Here is an 18,929-nt window from a genome sequence, read left to right on the forward strand (position 1 = left end):
AAGAAGCTCCTGTTCATCAGGAGCTTCTTTCACGTCTTCTATTATTTTTCCTATAATAATTGGCCTTATCTTCATACATGGCCTTATCTGCTTCCTTGGTAACCTCTTCAATGTTTACCGAGGATGATGACCAGGCCCAGCCTGTGGCAACAGAAATACCGTCGGCATCTTCAAACTGCTGTCTTACGTCAAGACACATCTTTTCAAACGTATCCTTGTCGTATCTAGTAGCTATAACCACGAATTCATCGCCACCAGCACGATATACATAATCTTTTCCAAAGGCGTTTTCCAGCATCTTGCTAAGACGCTTTAACAGCCTGTCGCCTGCTTCATGACCCTGAGTATCATTTACATGTTTCAGTCCATTTGCATCCGCAAACATTATACCAACTTCTGAATGTCTTTCTTTTAGCCTCTTCACCACAAGCTCCATGGCATTTCTGTTCTTTACGCCGCAGAGACTGTCATATACACTCTTTTCCTCAAGCTCATCCAAAAGTCTTTTACGACTAATGACAGATGAAAGGAAATAAGAAATGGTCTCCACCAGCTGTCTGATATCAAAGCCAATATTTGTCTTATGTAAAGTGGCACCCAGATAGCCCATCAACTGACCCTCGTCATAAATAGGCACCTCTACAAGGTTTTTGATATTGTATTCTGAAAGAATTCTATACATTCTAGGATGGCTATCCTTCAGATTCTCAAGGTTATCAATGATAATATTAAAAGCACCAATAAACTCATCTTCCCAGTTGATCATATTCTCTCTGGTAAGATTCTGGAATTTATCAATATTGGTCTCAACACCTTCATCGCACCACTCAAAGGTCTGACTAAAGTGCTCTCCATCAGTAGTTTCAACAATGTAAAGCCTCTCTCCACCAATAGCTTCGCCGACAGTCTGTAAAAGAGATTGTATTGATTCCTCATAAGGCATTCCACTGTGTAAAAGCTTCGTACAGTTAATGATAAGGTCATCTGTACGCCACTCTCTGCCCAGCCTTTCAGATGTCATTCTTTCTTTTGTGACATCCTCGAAAATTATTGCAACTTTTCCTTTACTTGCGGCCTGATCTACAATTACTGAAATCCATTTTCCTGTGTGAGGAATATAGATAGTCTCCTTACTCTTCTTACCATTGTAGGCAGCATCTTTAAGAATGTCGCACCAAAATTCCTTCTTGGTCTTAAAGGTAGACATAATTGATTTTCCAAAAAGAACTTCCTCATCCAGCTCCATTACCTTTGAAACCAGGTCGCTTGCATACATGCAATAGATATCCGAAACCTGCTCATTCTCATCAAGAACAACGCGGAATACAGAATATGCTACAGGAAGCTTATTAAACAGCTGAACATAGTCATCCTTAATAAGAATGTGCTCAGTCGCTGTACAAACGCTTCTTACACAGAAAAAGTAGACCATCTTGCCTTCTATAATGCGTCTTAGCAAGAGATAAGCCTTCCACTCATCTGCTCCATCAGGCATAATTGTTTTGTAATAGGCGATCAGGAAATTATTTTTTTCAACAGAAAATAGATGGTTGATACTATCAATGGAATAATAATCGATAAATATCTGCCTGGAATCCGGATGAATATAGTTTTCTGCATAGAAACTGGTAAAATCTGCAAAATCAACGAAGTCTTTTTTATCAGCCTTTCCATAACGCTCGTTATTGTATAAAGCCTTTATTTCCTTGAAGTCCTCATCAATTGTACAGATATTATCATAGAAAGAATATAGATATCTTAAATACTTATCAAGCTCTGACACTTTTTCAGACAAAGAATTATTAGACATATTGCGTAATAAGAGCTTGCAGATTATCTGCTCCTTATCTTCTTCAGGTATCCAACATCTCATTTTGAGGCAACAGTATGCACCGTTATTAACAAACTCTTTTTCTTCAACCTGTCCTGAAGAAACACACTCTTTCGCAAACGCAAGAAGTCCCTCATAGATACCTGTATCATGCCTATTAAAGTATTCTTCTGTTTCAGAAAGACTCTTAAAACCAATAGATCTTATTTCATCAATGAAATCCTTAGAAGCATAGTCACACCAAAAGCGCCCTCCCTTGCAAATAAGGACAGCGACTGGAAACCTGTCATTTAGTTCAGAAAAATCACTTTCTGAATATCGACTATTAGTTTCTACTTCTGACATGTACTACTACTTACTCCCTTTTAATGGATTACTTTTCTTATGACGCCTCTCATGATCCTGATAGTAGATCGTCTTATCCCTGTACATCTCTTCGTCAGCCTTCTTTATTGCCTTATTTATGTCTTTTGAGTCCTTAATCCACACAGAACCAATAGATAACGACACCTGTTTCGTTTTTCCTCTTAGCTTTTTTACCAAGCCATCAAACTTATCTTCCTCAATCTCAGGAACTATTGCTATAAATTCATCGCCACCAATTCTGTAGCAGAACTTTCCCTTAAAGATTGAAGAAAACAGCTCTGCAGCTTCTTTAATATACGAATCTCCAGCTACATGCCCCTGTTCATCGTTGATTGTCTTAAGTCCGTTGATATCTGAATAACAAACTCCTGCGCAAATGGACATGTTAGATAAAAGACCTAACGTCTGATTCAGGGAATATCTATTGCCCAGACCTGTAAGCGCATCATGACTTCCAAGGTACATCATCTCGTTACTAAGGTTATTATTTCTAATCTCAGCTGCCAAAAAAATAGCAACTGTTTTTATCATTTCCTCAACATCCAGCCTAAGATCCAACGCATAATTATCAACAACCATATAGCCTATAACATCCTGCTTATCCTTAAGCTCTGTCAGAATATACCGTGAAACTCGGCCCGCCAGGACTTCTTTATAGGCTTCCTCGTTAGAAATCTTCATGTTAGAGGTATCATCTATCTTTACCAGGCCCTTACCTTTTAGCTGTTGTTTCCACATCTCAAGGATGTTGTATTTTTCTATGGTCTTTCTGGGTGGAAGCTCCGATGGTCGTGAACTGCTGACCCATTCATAGAATTCTCCATGCTTTACGTCTTCACCCTCTACAATGAATACTCTGTCAGCTTCAAAGGTCTGGCCAATAAGCTTCAGCGCCTTCTTAATTCCTTTTCCAAAATCAGAGGCATAAAGCACCTTGGCACACTCTATGACCAGGTCATTAGTGTTTGAAGTCTTTACATTCTCTTCCTCATCCTTCTTGGCTGCTGTAACATCGTGAATTATAAATGCACAGAATCCCTTCTGATAAACTGGGACTGCCCAGAACTCAAACCACTTGTCAAACTGGGTGTTGTATGTTCGTGAGATTGTGGACTGGCGTAGAATTGCCGCATGATAACTATACTTTATCCAGTCCTCATCGTTGTTACTAACCGAAGAATAATATGTACTTCCTATAAGCTCTGCAGATGGGCGTCCCACCAGAGAAGCATATTTTTCATTTGCAAAAAGAAACAGCATATCCTTCACTGTTCCAAAGGGGTCTGTTAACACCTTGAAAATGCAGCAAGCATCAGGAAGATCCTTGAGCATATAGAGAATATCAGATGGTCCAAACTCGGACACAGCTGAGTATCCAATTTTTCCGTCAGAAGTCTGTCTAGCCATTCTTTTCTCCACACAACAATACAATAAACCTTATTATGTCTAATTATACATTAATAAACCGTGAAAAGACAGACTGTTGTGACTGATTTATGAATATAGTATTACAATTTCCATAAATATTTATAAAGCCATTCTTTTTGCCACGTTAAAATATACGGTATATGGTAAAATATTCTTACTCATGGAGGTGTCTAATGGGCATAAAAAGAGCTTTAAAACCTATTATTCCAATATTAGCCATGTCATTGGTTTTATGCTCATGCTCAAAGTCTGCCCAGAAAAGCATCAGAGATTATGCAGATGAAGAAGATCTGCCTACCTTATCTATCGCTGCCCGCAGTGGTTCCTACACCGATGTAATAAGCAGCGTTCTTGCACAATTTGAGGAAGACAATAACTGTAAGGTCTTTATAACTTCCTTTGACAGCGATGAACTTCATGATGAAATCCTGGAAAATTCCCAAAAAGAAACTGGTTTTTACGATGTGATCATGATAGATGATCCTCTAATGCCTGAATATATCGAGAACGGTGTGCTATGCAATCTGACCAAGCTTGGATATATCGACGACGAAGACTTCGTGGAAAAATCAAGGCTTCTTGGCAAAGATCCCTATCCCCTTGGCGCCACATACGCACTCCCCTTCTCTGGAAATGTTCAGCTTATTTTTTATAACGAGGATATAATTGGCTCCAACCCAGACTTTTCAAGCTGGGACAATGTTTTAGAATACTGTCAGAAGGCTAATGAAGCAGGAAAAAAGGGATATGCTATCCGTGGACAGACAGGAAATCCCATCGTTTCTGATTTTCTCCCTATCCTTTGGGCCTTTGGGGCGGACATTTTTGATGATTACGACAATGTTATCTTAGACTCCAAGGAAAGCCGCGAAGCTCTTAGTTTTTACTGTAAGTTATACGAAACTGGAGAATGCTATAACAAAGACTCTTTAGTTGAAGCTATTTCCAGTGGAGAAGCTGCTATTGGATTGGGCTGGCCTTCTTGGTTCATATCTGGCACAGGTTCTAAGGCTGCTATTTCTCAGATTCCTTCCAAAAAAGACTCATCTACAGAGGCTTTTGCCACTGGTGAGATTGGCAACTGGCTACTTGGCGTTTCCGATAATTCAACCAATAAAGAGCTTGCTCTTGAATTAGTTAGATACTTAACCAGCGCGGATGTTCAAAAAAGAACTCTTAGTTATGGCGGAATCCCTACAAGAAAAAGTGTCTTCCGGGATCAGGACATCCTTACTCAGTACCCGTTTTTTGAGACAATATATAATGGAACCAATAACTCCCGTGTAAGGCCAAGAACAACAAAATGGTCCCAGATTGAAGATGTATTTGGCGCTGAGCTTATGAAATGTATTAACAATGAACAGAGCATTGATGCAACAATCACAAACTCCCACAAGGCCATCAAAGAGCTGGTAAAAGAATAATTTAATAACACATGTTATTAGAGCTTAAGGATTATTAATCCTTAAGCTCTTCTTTTATTTCTTGTAAGGATTTGCCTGTCCTTCTGGCTATTCCGGCAAGATCCTCGTATTCATATTTAGTTCTTTCCACATTGTATCCAAAAGATCTTTTTACTCTCACTTCTCCATAGGGAGTATCAAGCTTCTTGATCTCTCTGTCTAGAACATATCTATTGGATACAACTTCTCTGATTCCCAAAGTAGTGGTATTTGCAAATATCTTTTCAATGATCTGATCTCTTTTATCAAGCTTACAAATGCAAGTAATAAGCGTTCCCGGCCTACTCTTCTTCATTCCAACCGCAGTTGTGAAGACCTCAAGGGCCCCCTCTGCAAAAAGAGCTTCCATTGCATAGCCAATTTCCTCAGCCGTCATGTCATCAACATTACAATTAAGCTCCACTATCTGCTCTGAGGAATCCTGCGCTTCTCCCCAAAGAGCTCGTACACAATTGGCCTGAGGGAAATCCTTTTTGCCCATGCCATAACCAATCTTATTAACCACCATCTGTGGCTGGTTGGAGAACTCAAATGCAAAATACTTAACCAGCGCAGCCCCTGTTGGCGTACACAGCTCCGTTTTAATCGTGTCACTTCCATAGCTTGGAATTCCATTTAGCAAAAGAGCTGTCGCCGGAGTAGGAACAGGAAGAATACCGTGAGCGCACTTAGCACTTCCTCCACCATAGTTTATAGGCGAAACAATGATCTTATCCGGGTCAAGCTCATGAATCAGGTAGCAAACTGCCAGAACATCAGCAATTGCATCCATTTCTCCGACTTCGTGGAAATGAATCATAGAGATTTCTTCGTTGTGAGCCTTGCTCTCTGCCTCTGCCAGAAGCTGATAAACCTCTCTGACATCACTCTTTATATCCTTAGAAACGTTTAAATTCTCAATTATATCTTCGATATCATGCAGGAAATTTAAGCTATGATCGTGATTATGATCATGCTCACTATTAGCACTGCTATGCTCACTATGACCGTGGTCATGGCTATGTTCATGTTCGTGCTCATGTTCTCCGTGGTCCTCCCAAAGCTCACCCTCTTCCTTGCCATCAACAAGGACTCTGACATGATTTCCAGCAATGCCACACTTCCTACTTTCTTCAAGGACATAGGTAACCTTAGGAACCCCAAGGCCATTCAATTCCCGAACCATTTTATCCGGATCTTCAAATAGGCCTAAAAGAGCCGCAGTAAGCATATCTCCAGCCACACCCATCTTACACTCTATAAAAAGAGTTCTCATAAATACCTCCAATTGTTATATAACCTATATCGATTATATATGTTATATTTTGCATATGTTTTATGTGCTATGATTCAGTCGTCGATAGTAACATTCTTTAGCTCAACGCTCTTTCCTGCGATAATATGTGCTTTCCTTCCTCCGCAATGAGGGCACAGATATCTGTTTTCTTTTGATGGTAAATACTCTTTGTTGCACTCTTCACATAAGGCCTTAACCGGCACTTCTACGCACACAAGCTCTGAACCCTCAAGTAATGTGCCTTTCGTAGCCTCTGGATAGTATTTATGAAGATAATATGGCATTACACCGCTTGTCTTTCCTACTTCAACTTCAATCGATCTGACTCTCTTGGCGTTATTTTCCTGCGCTACCTCTATCGCCAGCGCTGCCAGTCTCATGATATAACTCATCTCATGCATATGGATACTCCTAAAAAATTGCGTTAAATTCATTCTAGCACAATTTTTTATTTTCATTTAATAAACATTTAATTGAGTATGTCCTAAAAAGCGTAATAATAGAATATAGGAGGGCTCTATGGCACACAACATCGAAAAAACATGTGTAGGATGCGGTCGTACTTTTGTAGCTCGTAACAGTAGCATGCCTTTCTGTTGCAAAGCCTGCAAAAAGAGATATTCTTATCACTACACCTTCAAATGCAGAGAATGTAGAAATGCTTCATGCGAAGTACGCAACGAGGCTTTAGTAGGGTGTGCTCCAGGCTGTCCTAACCTTAAGTGGGATCCGTAAGCTCTTTTCCCAGAAGATAATTCGTAAATTGCTGTGCACATCTTCCGGAAATTCCTCCGTGGGAAAGTTCCCATCTATCAGCCTCTTTGATAAGTGTTTCCGTATCTATTTTAAGATTGTTTCTCTTCGCAAGTTCCTCAACAATTTGATGGAACTCCTGTCTTGATGGCTTGAAATATCCGATATTTATGCCAAATCTATTAGCCAGCGATAGCTTCTCTTCCATGGTGTCTGATCTGTGAATGTCTCCATCCTGCTCAACATCCTTTCTATCCTGCCAAACCTCTTTGATCAGGTGACGTCTGTTTGAAGTGGCGTAAACAAGGATATTATCAGGCTTTGTCTCTACGCCACCTTCGATTACTGCCTTGAGGAACTTGTAATCTGACTCATCCTCCTCAAAAGAAAGATCGTCCATATAGATAATAAACTTGTAGTTTCTGCTCTTGGTCTGGGCAATAAGCTGCGAAAGGTTCTTGAACTGGTGCTTGTATATCTCTATCATTCGAAGGCCGTCAGGGTAGAACTCATTAACGATAGCCTTGATACTAGTAGATTTGCCAGTTCCGCTATCTCCGTATAGAAGAACATTGTTAGCTTTTTTACCTTCTACAAAAGCTTTCGTATTGGCAATCAGCTTCTCTTTTTGCAGCTCATAACCCACAAGATCATCCAGGACCACAGGATCCATGTTGCTTATCGGAATGAAATCCACTAAACCGTCCTCTTTTTCTTTGATCCTGAAGGCCTTATTAAGTCCAAAGGCGCCGACACCAAACTTTTTATAAAAGTCTGTAATTACCTGGAAGAATTCCTCATCAGACGTGGTCTTCTCTATCTGCTCGCTTAGGTCTCTTATCTTGGCGCTAACATTGGCATTGTACATCAAAAGAGGCTTCTTGATTGCTTTGTAATCAGTAATACATGAAAAGCAATCTATTCCAAGCTCCTTCTCAATTGGTGAGAAATCATAGTCAAAAAGAGCTTTGAACTGACGGAAATCACTTTTGGCAAAATGATTCACACTTCCATCCTGGCTTCCAAGCTTTTCACAGGTAAGAGTGAATGGATTCTCGTCCATCACCAGTAAATATGTCAGATAATTGTGCCATAGATTCTTATCAAAGGCGTTGGCTGTTCCAAGTTCAAGCAATCTCTTAATCTGCGTGTTGATTCTGCTTACAAGATTCTCCTTATCGTATTTTCCACTGTGCAATTCTTTACATACTTCAGATAGCTGAATCAGAATGCTGTTTTCTGGTATTTCTCCGTAAATGAGTAACTTAGAGACTATCTTTTCCATATAAATTCTCCTATTTAATAAATAAGCCATATATGTTATATAACATATATGGCTCTTTCTTAATTATCCAACAGTTCTTTTTCAAGCGCCTCAAAGTCATAGGTGTTCTGCTGTTTAAAGTTCGTAAACTTATTGGCACCTGGTTTCATAGGCTTTGCTTTACTTAAGTAATATTCGTTTTTAATGCATTCTTTAATAAAGGCTATGGGAACATCGATCTGATTGTTATATCCCTTCATGTACTTATAAGCCTTACTAATCTTATCCTCGTTATATTCCGCAACTTCTGCAATCTCTCTAATCTCTCTAAGTTTGAAATCATCATGAAGAAGATCTATAAGGTTATCCAGAACCTCTTCCTTGTTGATATTAGGAACTGCATCATTAACGGCTGCGATATCTTTTTTACTTACAAAAAACCTGATATCTGTAGTCTTACGTCCACACTTTATTGGTTCATACTCAACATTGATACTGGTCTTCTTATTGAGCTCTTCCTTGGCCTTACTAAGCACACTTCGGTTAAAGACCTTGTACTCCTTGTATTTGGTCTGTCCAGTCTTCTCAGCAAGCTCATCTATCCTGTCGTAATCAGGATTAGGCTTCTCCAATTCAGACTTTATCTCTTTGCTACCGCCAGAATTGATAATGCCAAGCTCAAGCTTAAGCTCAGTAATATTATATTCAAGGACCTGTTCTGCATTGTCCTTCCTGATTGCGTTCTGGTAGTCATATGCCGACTTGAGCATCTCGTATAATCTTAAAGAATACACACTCTTCAGACTGAGAGTATCTGATAAACTCAGTACTGTGTAGTCCTTTTTAAGATTGACGATCTTATCTGTCAAAGAGTTGTTGTATCTAAGCGTAAGAACGCCGTCCTTAAAAGAAGCATCTGTCACAACCTGGTGCGCTTCGATTTTGCCATTTTCCTTGTCCTTCATCAGAAGGTTCCAGTCAAAAATCGTAGCTCCCTTGATCTGTCTATCACACAGCGCTTCAATATGCTCATACAAAGAACCCGAATTAGACTTAAACATCTTTCTAAGTTCGGTTCCATAAATTGTAGCTACAACATTGTTGGTCTCATCAACCTTCATATGCTGCATACCTATGGCAAACAACTTCTGGCTTAGTGCGGTACCTTTACCCATGGCATTGATCAGCTCATTGGACTTCTGGTACGTCTTCCTACTTATGGCCAGCTGGTCTCTCTTATTATTATCTTTCATTAATCCCCCGTTAAGTCAGATTCCTTTTTTATACACTCTACGCTTGGCTTCTCGTTCCTTTTTTATTCACCAAAAGAGCTGTCTCATCTCAGCCAGGCGTTCCCTTTTTTTATACTATAACTATATTATATTCCCTTTCTTTACACTTTCAACATATATTTTCCCATATTTTGTGGGTTTTGCCAATAATTCATACTAATATTTGTTGATTGGTAATTGACTGTTATAGTCATTATTTTTATTCCCTTTATATACACCACTCATGCCCTATTAGGTCACGTTGCTTCCTTTTTTATTCACCATAAACCATTATGGTATGACTATAGTAGTCTATTTTATCCCCTTTTTGTACCCCTGTTTTCTTTATTTTATTCATCCTATTATCGATTAATCATTATTTTAGATTTATAAAAAGAAATTTGTCCTTCAGATAGTTTTTCATAGTGCTTCTATGAAGCATTTATTATTTGCTGGATCATTTTTTATTTATGTACCTTTTTTGATACCTAATCATTCCCCTTTTGTACACTCTTATAATCCCTTTTTATTCACCTTTGGATTTGTGATTTGCTTATATAACGCATAAATACAGGGTTTGAGCATGTTGCCCTAAAGAAATAATTATAATTATAGTGCTTCCCTTTTTGTACACCTTAAAATCATTATACCTATTTATATCCCTTTTCGTGCCCTCTTAATATACTTTTGGAGCCCTTTTTGTACACTTTAAGCCAGATCTATTTATCCCCTTTTTGTTCGCTTTCCATCCCTTTTTGATTAACTTTTCAAACCCCTTTTATTATCTTTTTATCCCTTTTTTGTACACCATAATCAAAAAGAAACCGCATGAATACTGGATTTTTACGATGTATTAATTAATAACAAATTGTAGTTTTATATATAAAAAAAACAACAAAAGCTGGGTATAACAAACAAATACTTCAAAATTGTTTTAAGGACATATAGTTAAGCTAGGAATGAATTATTCTTTTCATTTCTTGCATATTGTAAAAAAAAATATAGTAATAGCTATTTATAGGTGATATTTTTGGGATGATTATAACATTTAGTATGATATTGACTTGGTTTGCTGCAAAAAAATAAATCTACAAATGTAGATTTAAAATAATTATATTTTGATTTGATTATTCTATTAATATTATAAATTTACTAATTGTATGTCTCAATACTTTTTGTATGATTAAATAAGAAGTCATGTTTGGCAATAAATACCACATGATATCTATATTTAAATACAACTAACATTTTATATAAATCTATAATTTATGCATATGACGGATCATTAATCATTTCAGTCAAAAATTTTCTGCAAGATATGCTTTTAGACTATAAATATCATATGTTATTAAAACAAGATATAATTACATCATGTATTCCCATATTTTGCTGTATAAATCACGTGGTATGTAATGGTATATTTTGTCTTTATATTCTTTATTCTGCAAGTTATCTTGCAACTACCAATCTATCTATTTGCACAATTAGTAACCCAGGCTCTAGGAAGCCTCAAATTAAGCCGTTTCTTATGAATTTATAAAAAATTTATATTGCACCTGTCTGATTTTATAATTTATTTATAGTTTGGTTACTTGTTTTTTATTTTATCACTGTATTTTCTGGTAGCTTTTAAATGATTTTGCTTTAATTACGATGATTTTGACTAATATCGATACAAATCTTGATGATTATTAATGCGTTTTATCGCTTTTATCCGTTTATGCTCTCTATTTTGAGAATAAATCTATTTTGATCAGGTTAACCAGGCCTTAAATCTTAGTGATAGATATTCTTTGGGTGTAAATAAATATAAACAATAACATATATCTATAACATATATTATAAACCTGATATAGACAATATACAATATTCAAACTATATTTTTTATGTTTCATACATCACATATATCTAATATATGAATAATGTAAAATATATCATTTATTCTTGATATCTAACATATAATACATATTCACATTATTAACGATATTAATAATATACATCATATTCATGACATAAGACATATACATGACATAGAACAGATACAAAATATTTGATTGATATAAGAGATAAAACATATATTTTATATTTGAGATGTATAATATATATGAAATAGCTAAGACATGGAATATAAATATGATATATAACATAGATAATATACATGTTGAATATATATAATATTACAATTATATGATAGATAATATGTATTATATATATAACGGTCTGGTCTTCTAGATATTTTGATCTTTTGACTATTTAGAATCTAATAGTTAAATGGATTATATAACATCTTTAAGATGATTTATATATTAAATACATTATACAGCATAAACACTGACTTTACTAGAATTTAGCATAAATCGAATGATATATAATATATATATCATTGCGCTTATAATTTTATACGTTTATCCAGAAAAATAATGCTCAGTGATTAGAAGGACACGATTGATATTTAACTAAAAGTTATATAACAAATATATCATGACAAATAGATGTTAAAAACACCACGTTTGAATTCAGACAAAGAAAATTAGTTGCAAGCATCTATATGTTATATAATTCATATAATCGTTTAAAAAAGAGAAAAAACAGCAAATATAAATAATTATAGAATACATAGAAAATATAAAATATATAATATATATACAACATATAGCTCAATCCATATTACTCTCTCGAATAAATAATAAAAGACATATATATGAAATAAGATATTTAAGATATATAACATACAAATATCACATTCAAACGATAGGCAATACAATAAGAAAGCATATAAGTTATATAACATATCTACAATATGTTGTTTATATCAGTCATATTTGTTATTGAAGGCGTATATTCTATTGTGTATAATATTAAAGGTATGAAATAAGAGCAATTAAGCGATTTGTTGCTCTGCTTTAGGAGGAGATATGCGAATTATAGCGTTTAGCAACCAAAAGGGTGGGGTTGCCAAGACAACATCGAGTTATGCAATGGCTGTAGGATTAGCCAGAAGGGGAAAGAAGATTCTTGTAGTTGATGCTGATCCACAGGAAAACTTATCTATGACAGCTGGAATCGATTTAAATGAGATAGATCCTGATCCAGAGGACATAGAGAAGCTTACAGAAGAACAGAGAGAGTATTTTGAGAAGAATGTTCCTGCTAAGCTCTTTGAAGTAATGTGTGGCGATAAAGATATCAATAAGGCAATTATTCCAATTGAAGAGAATCTTGACCTTATTGTAGGTGGTATAGATCTTGCTTCTGCAGATATGACCTTTAATTCACTTGGAAGAGAGCGCCTTATCAAGGAAGCATTCTCTAAGATCAAAAAAGAATATGATTACTGCATATTTGACTGTAGCCCAGCTCTTGGCGTAGTTCTTATGAATATCTTAACAGTGGCAGATGAGGTGGTTATTCCACTTGAGCCAGGTGCATATTCTTTACAGGGATTATCAAGACTGTACAAGTTCATTGATCAGATCCACGATTTCACTAATGATAAAGTAAAGGTGGCAGGTCTTTTGGTTACAAAGGTTAGAAATACAGCTAACTCTAAGATCTGGATTGGTGATATTGAAGATAAAGCACAACTTCTCGGAACAAAGGTATTTAAGTCTAAAATCAGACTTAACGTATCAGTAGAGGAAGCACAGACCATGAAGATGAATCTGTTTGAGTATTCAAGCGGATCATCAGCTGCTAGAGATTACGATGACTTCATTGATGAATTCCTAGAGGAGGAAGAGTGATGGCAAGTAAAGCAAGCATGTTAAAACAGGGTGTTAGCAAGACAGGAAAGGGCCTTTTTCAGGGCATGACACCAATTTCCAGTGAGGAAAATAAAGAAAAGGCTCAGCCAGCAGCTCAGAGTCCAAGCAAGGCAGTTAAGAAAGAGGAAGCACCAATTCCTGAGCCAGTTGTTGAAAAGGTAGTAGAGAAGGTAGTTGAGGAGCCTGTTGCTCCAGCACCTGAAAAGGTTTATGTACAGCCAGTAGAAGAGAAGCCTGTTGAAAAAGAGATTCCAGTTCAGGAAATAGTTGAAAGGATTCCTGTTCAGCCGGTAGAAACTCAGATTGAAGAGGAACCAGTTAAGAAGTCAGCTAAGGGTGAAAAGAACCAGAGCAGATATGAAAAGGATAAATTCCTTTTGTTAGACATTAGAGGACTTAGAGATTATGTAGAGCACATGGCTAAGGCAGCTAATATGTCAGCAACAAAATATATCCGTAGCCTGATCATGCAGGATATGAATAAGAACATGGATATCTATCAGGCTCATAAGGCCTTGGAAGAGCGTTTAAAGGGCCGTAATATGTAATTTATATAACAAATATATAAATAGTGTATCAAGCCAAATAAAACGCTAAAATCGAAAAAAAGCATGAAAATAGCCCCTGAAGAATTTCTTCAGAGGCTAAATTTTTATGTATTATTTCTTCTTTCCGTTTACAGCGTCCTTAAGAGCCTTACCAGCTTTAAATTTAGGAACTGTAGCTGCAGGAATCTTAATAGCTGCACCAGTCTGAGGATTCTTACCAGTTCTAGCTGCTCTCTTAGCAGTCTCAAATGTTCCGAATCCAACAAGCTGTACTTTGCCTTTTTTCTTAAGCTCTTTTGTAACAGCTTCTGTGAAAGCCTTAACAGCCTTCTCTGAATCCTTCTTAGAAAGACCAGTCTCTTTTGCGATAGCATCAACAAGTTCAGTCTTATTCATGGTATTATTACCTCCCTCAAATTGAGTATTTTTACTACTAAACAAGATTTTACACCCAATAAATGCACACTACAAGAGGTTTAATGCGAAAAAATGCCAAATTTTGTAGTGAAATTTAGTGCAATATTTTGAAAAGACGCATATATGTTGACTTGTTTTAAATCATAGTGTAGAAACAGTGGTTTTATATAGTCTTTTAAAGAAGAAGGATGATAAACATAAGGATGCCAGCTCAGCAAAGAGGAATGACCACCAAATATTATTGACATTACCTGTCATTGATAATAACCATGCTGTAGGAATAAGAACAACAAGCTGTCTTCCAACAGATATGATCAGCGAATAAAAGCTCTTTGCGAAAGCCTGGAAAATAGATCCCATTACAATACAGATACCAGCTAATGGGAATGACAGGCTAATGGTTCTAAGAGCTGGAATACCGATCTCCTTAAGATTTCCAGTATCATTGAAAAGCTTCAATAGTGATGCTGGGAAAAGCTGGAAAATAAGGGTTCCGCTTATCATAATTGAAAGAGCCAGTACAAACGCAAACTTTAAAGCCTCTTTAATACGCTCTTTGTTCTTAGCACCATAGTTAAAGGCAAGAACAGGGATAAGACCGTTATTAAGCCCAAATACAGGCATGAATATGAAGCTCTGGAGCTTGAAGTAGATACCAAATACAGAAGTGGCATTGTTAAAGTGATCAAGAATCTTATCCATCAGATAAGTCATAAGAGAACCGATGGACATCATAAGGATTGATGGAAGTCCTACGTAGTAAATCTCCTTAATTACATTGCCCTTAAGCTTGAATATGCCCTTGAAGTCAAAAGAAATCTCGTGGTTAAACTTAAGGTTACAGAAAAGACCAATAAGAGCAGCGCAGCACTGACCAAGAATTGTTGCATAGGCAGCACCAGCAACCCCAAGTTCAGGGAATGGGCCATAACCAAAGATCAAAAGTGGATCAAAGATAATATTGATAATAGCGCCTGTAGCCTGAGAAATCATGCTATATACAGTCTTACCAGTAGACTGAAGAAGTCTTTCAAAGGTCACCTGGAAGAACAGACCGATAGACATGATGCAGATGATAGAAAGATAGGTTGTTCCCATCTCTATAGCAGCCTGGTCCTTAGTCTGTGAAGCAATGAAAGCATGAGCTCCAAATATACCGATGAAAAGAAAGATTATGTAATTCACAAGAGTGAGGAAAATACCGGCATTAGCAGCATCATTGGCTTTGCCATAGTTCTTTTCACCAAGAGAACGGGACAGAAGGGAATTGATACCTACGCCTGTACCAGAGCCCATGGCGATCATGAAGTTCTGCATTGGGAAAGCCAGAGTAACAGCCTTAAGAGCGAAGTTATCGCCACCTGCTGTAGCAATATTTGAAACAAAAATACTGTCAACAATGTTGTACAAAGCCTGAACAAGCATTGAAACCATCATTGGAAGTGACATTGAGATAATAAGCTTTTTGATTGGCATATAGCCCATCTTGTTTTCTTTGTTCATAACTAATCCTTTTCCTAATCAATTCATGTGCCGTGAAAGTATAACATAAAAAAGGTACATCGGCTAGTTATGATAATGATGAATAATTAGGGAAAAGAGTATATACTAGATATGATTTTACAGTTTAGGAGAATTTGAAATATGTCTATTTTTTGTTTGAAGCCCACATGTAAGGACTATTTATGGGGCGGACATCGCATAGTTGATGAGTACGGAGTCGAATTTGACGGGGATATCTGCGCTGAAGCGTGGGTTCTTTCCTGCCATAAGGACGGCGATTCAATAATAACAAATGGTATTTATACAGGCAAGAGTCTTGCCGATGTGGTAAAAGAGCTAGGAAGAGAAGCTCTTGGTACCAATTGCGACAGGTTTGAAGAGTTTCCTATTCTCATAAAGCTCATTGACGCCGCAAGACCATTGTCAATTCAGGTACATCCAGATGATGAATATGCTCTTGCCAATGAGCATCAGTACGGCAAGACAGAGATGTGGTACGTCCTTGATGCTAAGGATGGCGCATTCCTTTACGAGGGCTTTGAAAAAGAGATCACAAAGGAAGAGTTTACAGATAGGATAAAGAACAACACCCTTGAGGAAGTGCTTCATAAGCGTATGGTTAAAAGGGGAGACGTGATTCTGATTGAGCCTGGCACACTTCATGCCATCGGCAAAGATATCATGGTTGCAGAGATTCAGCAGAGCTCAAACGTAACCTACAGAATCTATGACTACGGGAGACTTGGCGCAGATGGTAAGCCAAGAGAGCTTCATATTGACAAGGCTGTTGATGTAACTAAGCTGGAAAGACCTAAGGAAAGAAAATTCAAGGGCGAGAGGATTGCAGAGAACAAGTATTTCACAGTGGATCACATAGAAGTTACTGATGGTAAAGTCGTTACAAAGAATGCCACAACAGAGTCCTTTGTCAGCATTCTTTGTATTGACGGAAGCCTTGAAGTGAAGACTTCTGAAGAAACTGTAAAGCTTAATAAGGGTGGTTCAGCCTTTATTACAGCAGGAAGTGGAGAGTACTCTATTTCAGGAAACGGAGAAATGTTGATCTCCATGATCCCATAATTGTAGCATTGTAAGGTAATCGAGAGAATCCGACAATAACGCGCGTTATTCATCCTCGACACAGATGAACAGATACTTAAAGTAAGTATGACGGTTCTCTTTGTCATAAAGATTGATAAGACTAATAATGTATAGATCAGAACAGGCCTTAAGCCTGTTCTTTTTTATGTAACGAACAATCTTTTGGTAGCTAAGATCAATGTCAGACATGTTTTGCTGGTGATAGCAACTGACAGCCTTGGAACTTGGAAGGTAAAAAGAGCTAACATTGTCAGCTGGAAGCAGAGAAAGACTGATAATGCTGTTATAAGTATAGTTCTTGCTAAAAAGATCAGCTTTGTCTATGGTAACTCCCGCTGGGAAGTTAGAAATTCCACGGTTTAAAGGAGATTTGGACAGGTGAGCCGATATATCTTTTGCAATATCTCCTGTGTGGTGGGCAGAAGCCTTGTCTTTTATCAAAGTTCTGGTGACGCTAATAGAGGGGAGCGGATCCAGGAAAGGAGTGCCATTTCTGTGGGCTTCGTATTTCTCCAGAATCCAAAGGCCCAGATGAAGGGCACTTATCTTATTGTTTATCATAAAGAGCTCTCTTTGCATCTCCAGAATCTTGGAATTAGCCAGCTGATGCACGTAATCCCTGTTTGAATTGTGGATTATGGAGCTTATTTCCTTAATGCTACATCCGGCCTGTCTCATGGTTGTAATAAAGAAAAAAGAGCTGATCTGGGAAGCAGAATAGTAGTGATAACCGTTATTTGGATCAACTCTGGGAATAATTATCTTTTGCTCATAGTAGTATCTGAGAGTATCTCTCGTGGTTCCACAAAGCTTGGCAAACTGGCCAACGCTTAAAGAATAATCCTGTTCATATTCACTGGACTCATAGTAAGTCGACATAAAAATCTCCTATTTATCACAAAAAATGTCTTGACCTGGGGGTTACCCCCACGTTTATTGTATCAAGGAACCAAATTTTTACAACCAATAAATTGTCAAAAAAGGAGATAAAAAACATGAAAGACGTAAGAGCAACAATCATCCACATTATAGCTGAATACCTTGATAAGGAGGATTCTGAGATCTCAGTAACAGACTCATTCACAGATATCGGTCTTGATTCTTTGGACATCATGGAGCTTGTAATGCAGATGCAAGAAGAGCTTGACTGTAAGATCGAGCTTTCACAGGAGATCACAACAATCGAGAAGCTTGCAGAGCACATTGAACAGCAGTGATATCAGCAGCAATACTTGGAGGAATGACACATGGATAAGAATCCAATTTGTGAGCTTCTTGGAATTGAATATCCCGTAATTCAGGGAGGTATGGCCTGGATCGCAGACGCAGAGCTTGCTGCAGCGGTTTCTAATGCGGGAGGCCTTGGCCTGATCGCGGCTATGAATTCAAATGGAGAGCAGCTAAGAGAAGAGATCAGAAAGGCAAAAGAGCTAACAAATAAGCCCTTTGGCGTAAATCTCATGCTGATGAGTCCATACATCGAAGAAGCTGTAGAGGTGGTGTGCCAGGAGCATATTGAGGTGGTGACCACAGGAGCCGGAAACCCTGCCAAATACATGGAAAAGCTTCTTGGAGCTAACGTGAAGGTTATGTGCGTGGTTTCCAGCGTGGCCCTGGCTGTAATGGCCGAGAGAATGGGCGCCAGCGCCATAATTGCGGAAGGCTGTGAATCAGGAGGTCATGTAGGAGAGACAACGACTATGGCCCTTGTGCCTCAGGTGGCAGATGCAGTGAGCATTCCTGTGGTTGCTGCAGGTGGAATCGCAGATGGCAGAGGCATGGCGGCTTCATTTATGCTTGGAGCCTGCGCAGTTCAGATGGGAACACGATTCCTCACAGCTAAGGAGTGCAATGTACATCCTAACTATAAGGAAAAGGTCCTTAAAGCCAAGGACAGAGACACCATTGTAACCGGAAAGAGCCTTGGGCACCCGGTAAGAGCTC

16 protein-coding genes are annotated in these 18,929 nt (G+C 37.7%); 7 read left to right on the forward strand and 9 right to left on the reverse strand.

The features are described 5' to 3' along the window. Positions 1-16: 16 nt before the first annotated feature. The gene (locus T541_RS20775) at positions 17-2,176 is read right to left on the reverse strand and encodes a sensor domain-containing diguanylate cyclase (RefSeq protein WP_026653149.1); all 2,160 of its coding nucleotides are present in this window, start codon (positions 2,174-2,176) and stop codon (positions 17-19) included. A gap of 6 nt (positions 2,177-2,182) precedes the next feature. Continuing rightward, a complete protein-coding gene (locus tag T541_RS0113070; protein WP_034467116.1) occupies positions 2,183-3,604 on the reverse strand; it encodes a sensor domain-containing diguanylate cyclase in 1,422 nt (473 codons plus the stop codon). A 194-nt stretch (positions 3,605-3,798) separates the two neighbouring features. Here T541_RS0113070 and T541_RS0113075 point away from each other — a divergent pair, with 194 nt between their 5' ends. Next, positions 3,799-5,049 carry an extracellular solute-binding protein gene (locus T541_RS0113075; RefSeq protein ID WP_026653151.1) on the forward strand — a complete coding sequence of 417 codons (1,251 nt, stop codon included), beginning with the start codon at positions 3,799-3,801 and terminating at the stop codon, positions 5,047-5,049. Between the two features lie 34 nt (positions 5,050-5,083). On the opposite strand, the gene larC is transcribed toward T541_RS0113075, so the two are convergent. Together larC and hypA are read right to left on the reverse strand one after the other, a co-directional pair. Beyond that, on the reverse strand, positions 5,084-6,343 hold the full coding sequence (gene larC, locus T541_RS0113080; RefSeq protein WP_026653152.1) for a nickel pincer cofactor biosynthesis protein LarC: 1,260 nt from the start codon (positions 6,341-6,343) through the stop codon (positions 5,084-5,086). Between the two features lie 74 nt (positions 6,344-6,417). Next, the gene (gene hypA, locus T541_RS0113085) at positions 6,418-6,765 is read right to left on the reverse strand and encodes a hydrogenase maturation nickel metallochaperone HypA (RefSeq protein ID WP_242840785.1); all 348 of its coding nucleotides are present in this window, start codon (positions 6,763-6,765) and stop codon (positions 6,418-6,420) included. Positions 6,766-6,883: 118 nt separating this feature from the next. Between hypA and T541_RS21160 the strand changes: the two genes are divergently transcribed. After that, positions 6,884-7,099, forward strand: coding sequence for a hypothetical protein (locus tag T541_RS21160; protein ID WP_081779969.1), 216 nt, complete (start codon positions 6,884-6,886; stop codon positions 7,097-7,099). On the opposite strand, the gene T541_RS0113090 is transcribed toward T541_RS21160, so the two are convergent. Next, a complete protein-coding gene (locus T541_RS0113090) occupies positions 7,083-8,402 on the reverse strand; it encodes an ATP-binding protein (RefSeq protein WP_026653154.1) in 1,320 nt (439 codons plus the stop codon). The two genes, T541_RS21160 and T541_RS0113090, sit on opposite strands and share 17 nt — an antisense overlap. 59 nt (positions 8,403-8,461) lie before the next feature. After that, positions 8,462-9,634 carry a replication initiation protein gene (locus tag T541_RS0113095; RefSeq protein WP_026653155.1) on the reverse strand — a complete coding sequence of 391 codons (1,173 nt, stop codon included), beginning with the start codon at positions 9,632-9,634 and terminating at the stop codon, positions 8,462-8,464. Positions 9,635-12,567: 2,933 nt separating this feature from the next. On the opposite strand from T541_RS0113095, the gene T541_RS0113100 reads away from it, so the two are divergent. After that, complete coding sequence (locus T541_RS0113100) at positions 12,568-13,395, forward strand: ParA family protein (RefSeq protein ID WP_026653156.1); 828 nt, start codon at positions 12,568-12,570, stop codon at positions 13,393-13,395. Further along, positions 13,395-13,964 (forward strand): hypothetical protein, encoded by a 570-nt coding sequence (locus T541_RS0113105; protein ID WP_026653157.1) that lies wholly within the window; start codon positions 13,395-13,397, stop codon positions 13,962-13,964. The genes T541_RS0113100 and T541_RS0113105 overlap by 1 nt, the downstream gene beginning before the upstream one ends. Positions 13,965-14,075: 111 nt before the next feature. On the opposite strand, the gene T541_RS0113110 is transcribed toward T541_RS0113105, so the two are convergent. Then, positions 14,076-14,360, reverse strand: a complete 285-nt coding sequence (locus T541_RS0113110) for an HU family DNA-binding protein (RefSeq protein ID WP_026653158.1) — start codon at positions 14,358-14,360, stop codon at positions 14,076-14,078. Between the two features lie 162 nt (positions 14,361-14,522). Then, positions 14,523-15,884, reverse strand: coding sequence for an MATE family efflux transporter (locus tag T541_RS0113115; RefSeq protein WP_026653159.1), 1,362 nt, complete (start codon positions 15,882-15,884; stop codon positions 14,523-14,525). 141 nt (positions 15,885-16,025) lie between these two features. Here T541_RS0113115 and T541_RS0113120 point away from each other — a divergent pair, with 141 nt between their 5' ends. After that, complete coding sequence (locus T541_RS0113120) at positions 16,026-16,964, forward strand: type I phosphomannose isomerase catalytic subunit (RefSeq protein ID WP_026653160.1); 939 nt, start codon at positions 16,026-16,028, stop codon at positions 16,962-16,964. 45 nt (positions 16,965-17,009) lie between these two features. Here the strand turns inward: T541_RS0113120 and T541_RS0113125 are convergent, their stop codons facing one another. Further along, complete coding sequence (locus T541_RS0113125; protein WP_026653161.1) at positions 17,010-17,864, reverse strand: MerR family transcriptional regulator; 855 nt, start codon at positions 17,862-17,864, stop codon at positions 17,010-17,012. A 116-nt stretch (positions 17,865-17,980) separates the two neighbouring features. Here T541_RS0113125 and T541_RS19610 point away from each other — a divergent pair, with 116 nt between their 5' ends. Then, positions 17,981-18,202, forward strand: coding sequence for an acyl carrier protein (locus T541_RS19610; protein WP_051538247.1), 222 nt, complete (start codon positions 17,981-17,983; stop codon positions 18,200-18,202). A 30-nt stretch (positions 18,203-18,232) separates the two neighbouring features. Continuing rightward, a partial coding sequence (locus T541_RS0113135) for a nitronate monooxygenase (protein WP_026653162.1) occupies positions 18,233-18,929 on the forward strand: 697 nt, incomplete at its 3' end.

The organism is Butyrivibrio proteoclasticus P6B7, assembly GCF_000622085.1.
Lineage (GTDB): Bacteria > Bacillota > Clostridia > Lachnospirales > Lachnospiraceae > Butyrivibrio > Butyrivibrio proteoclasticus_A.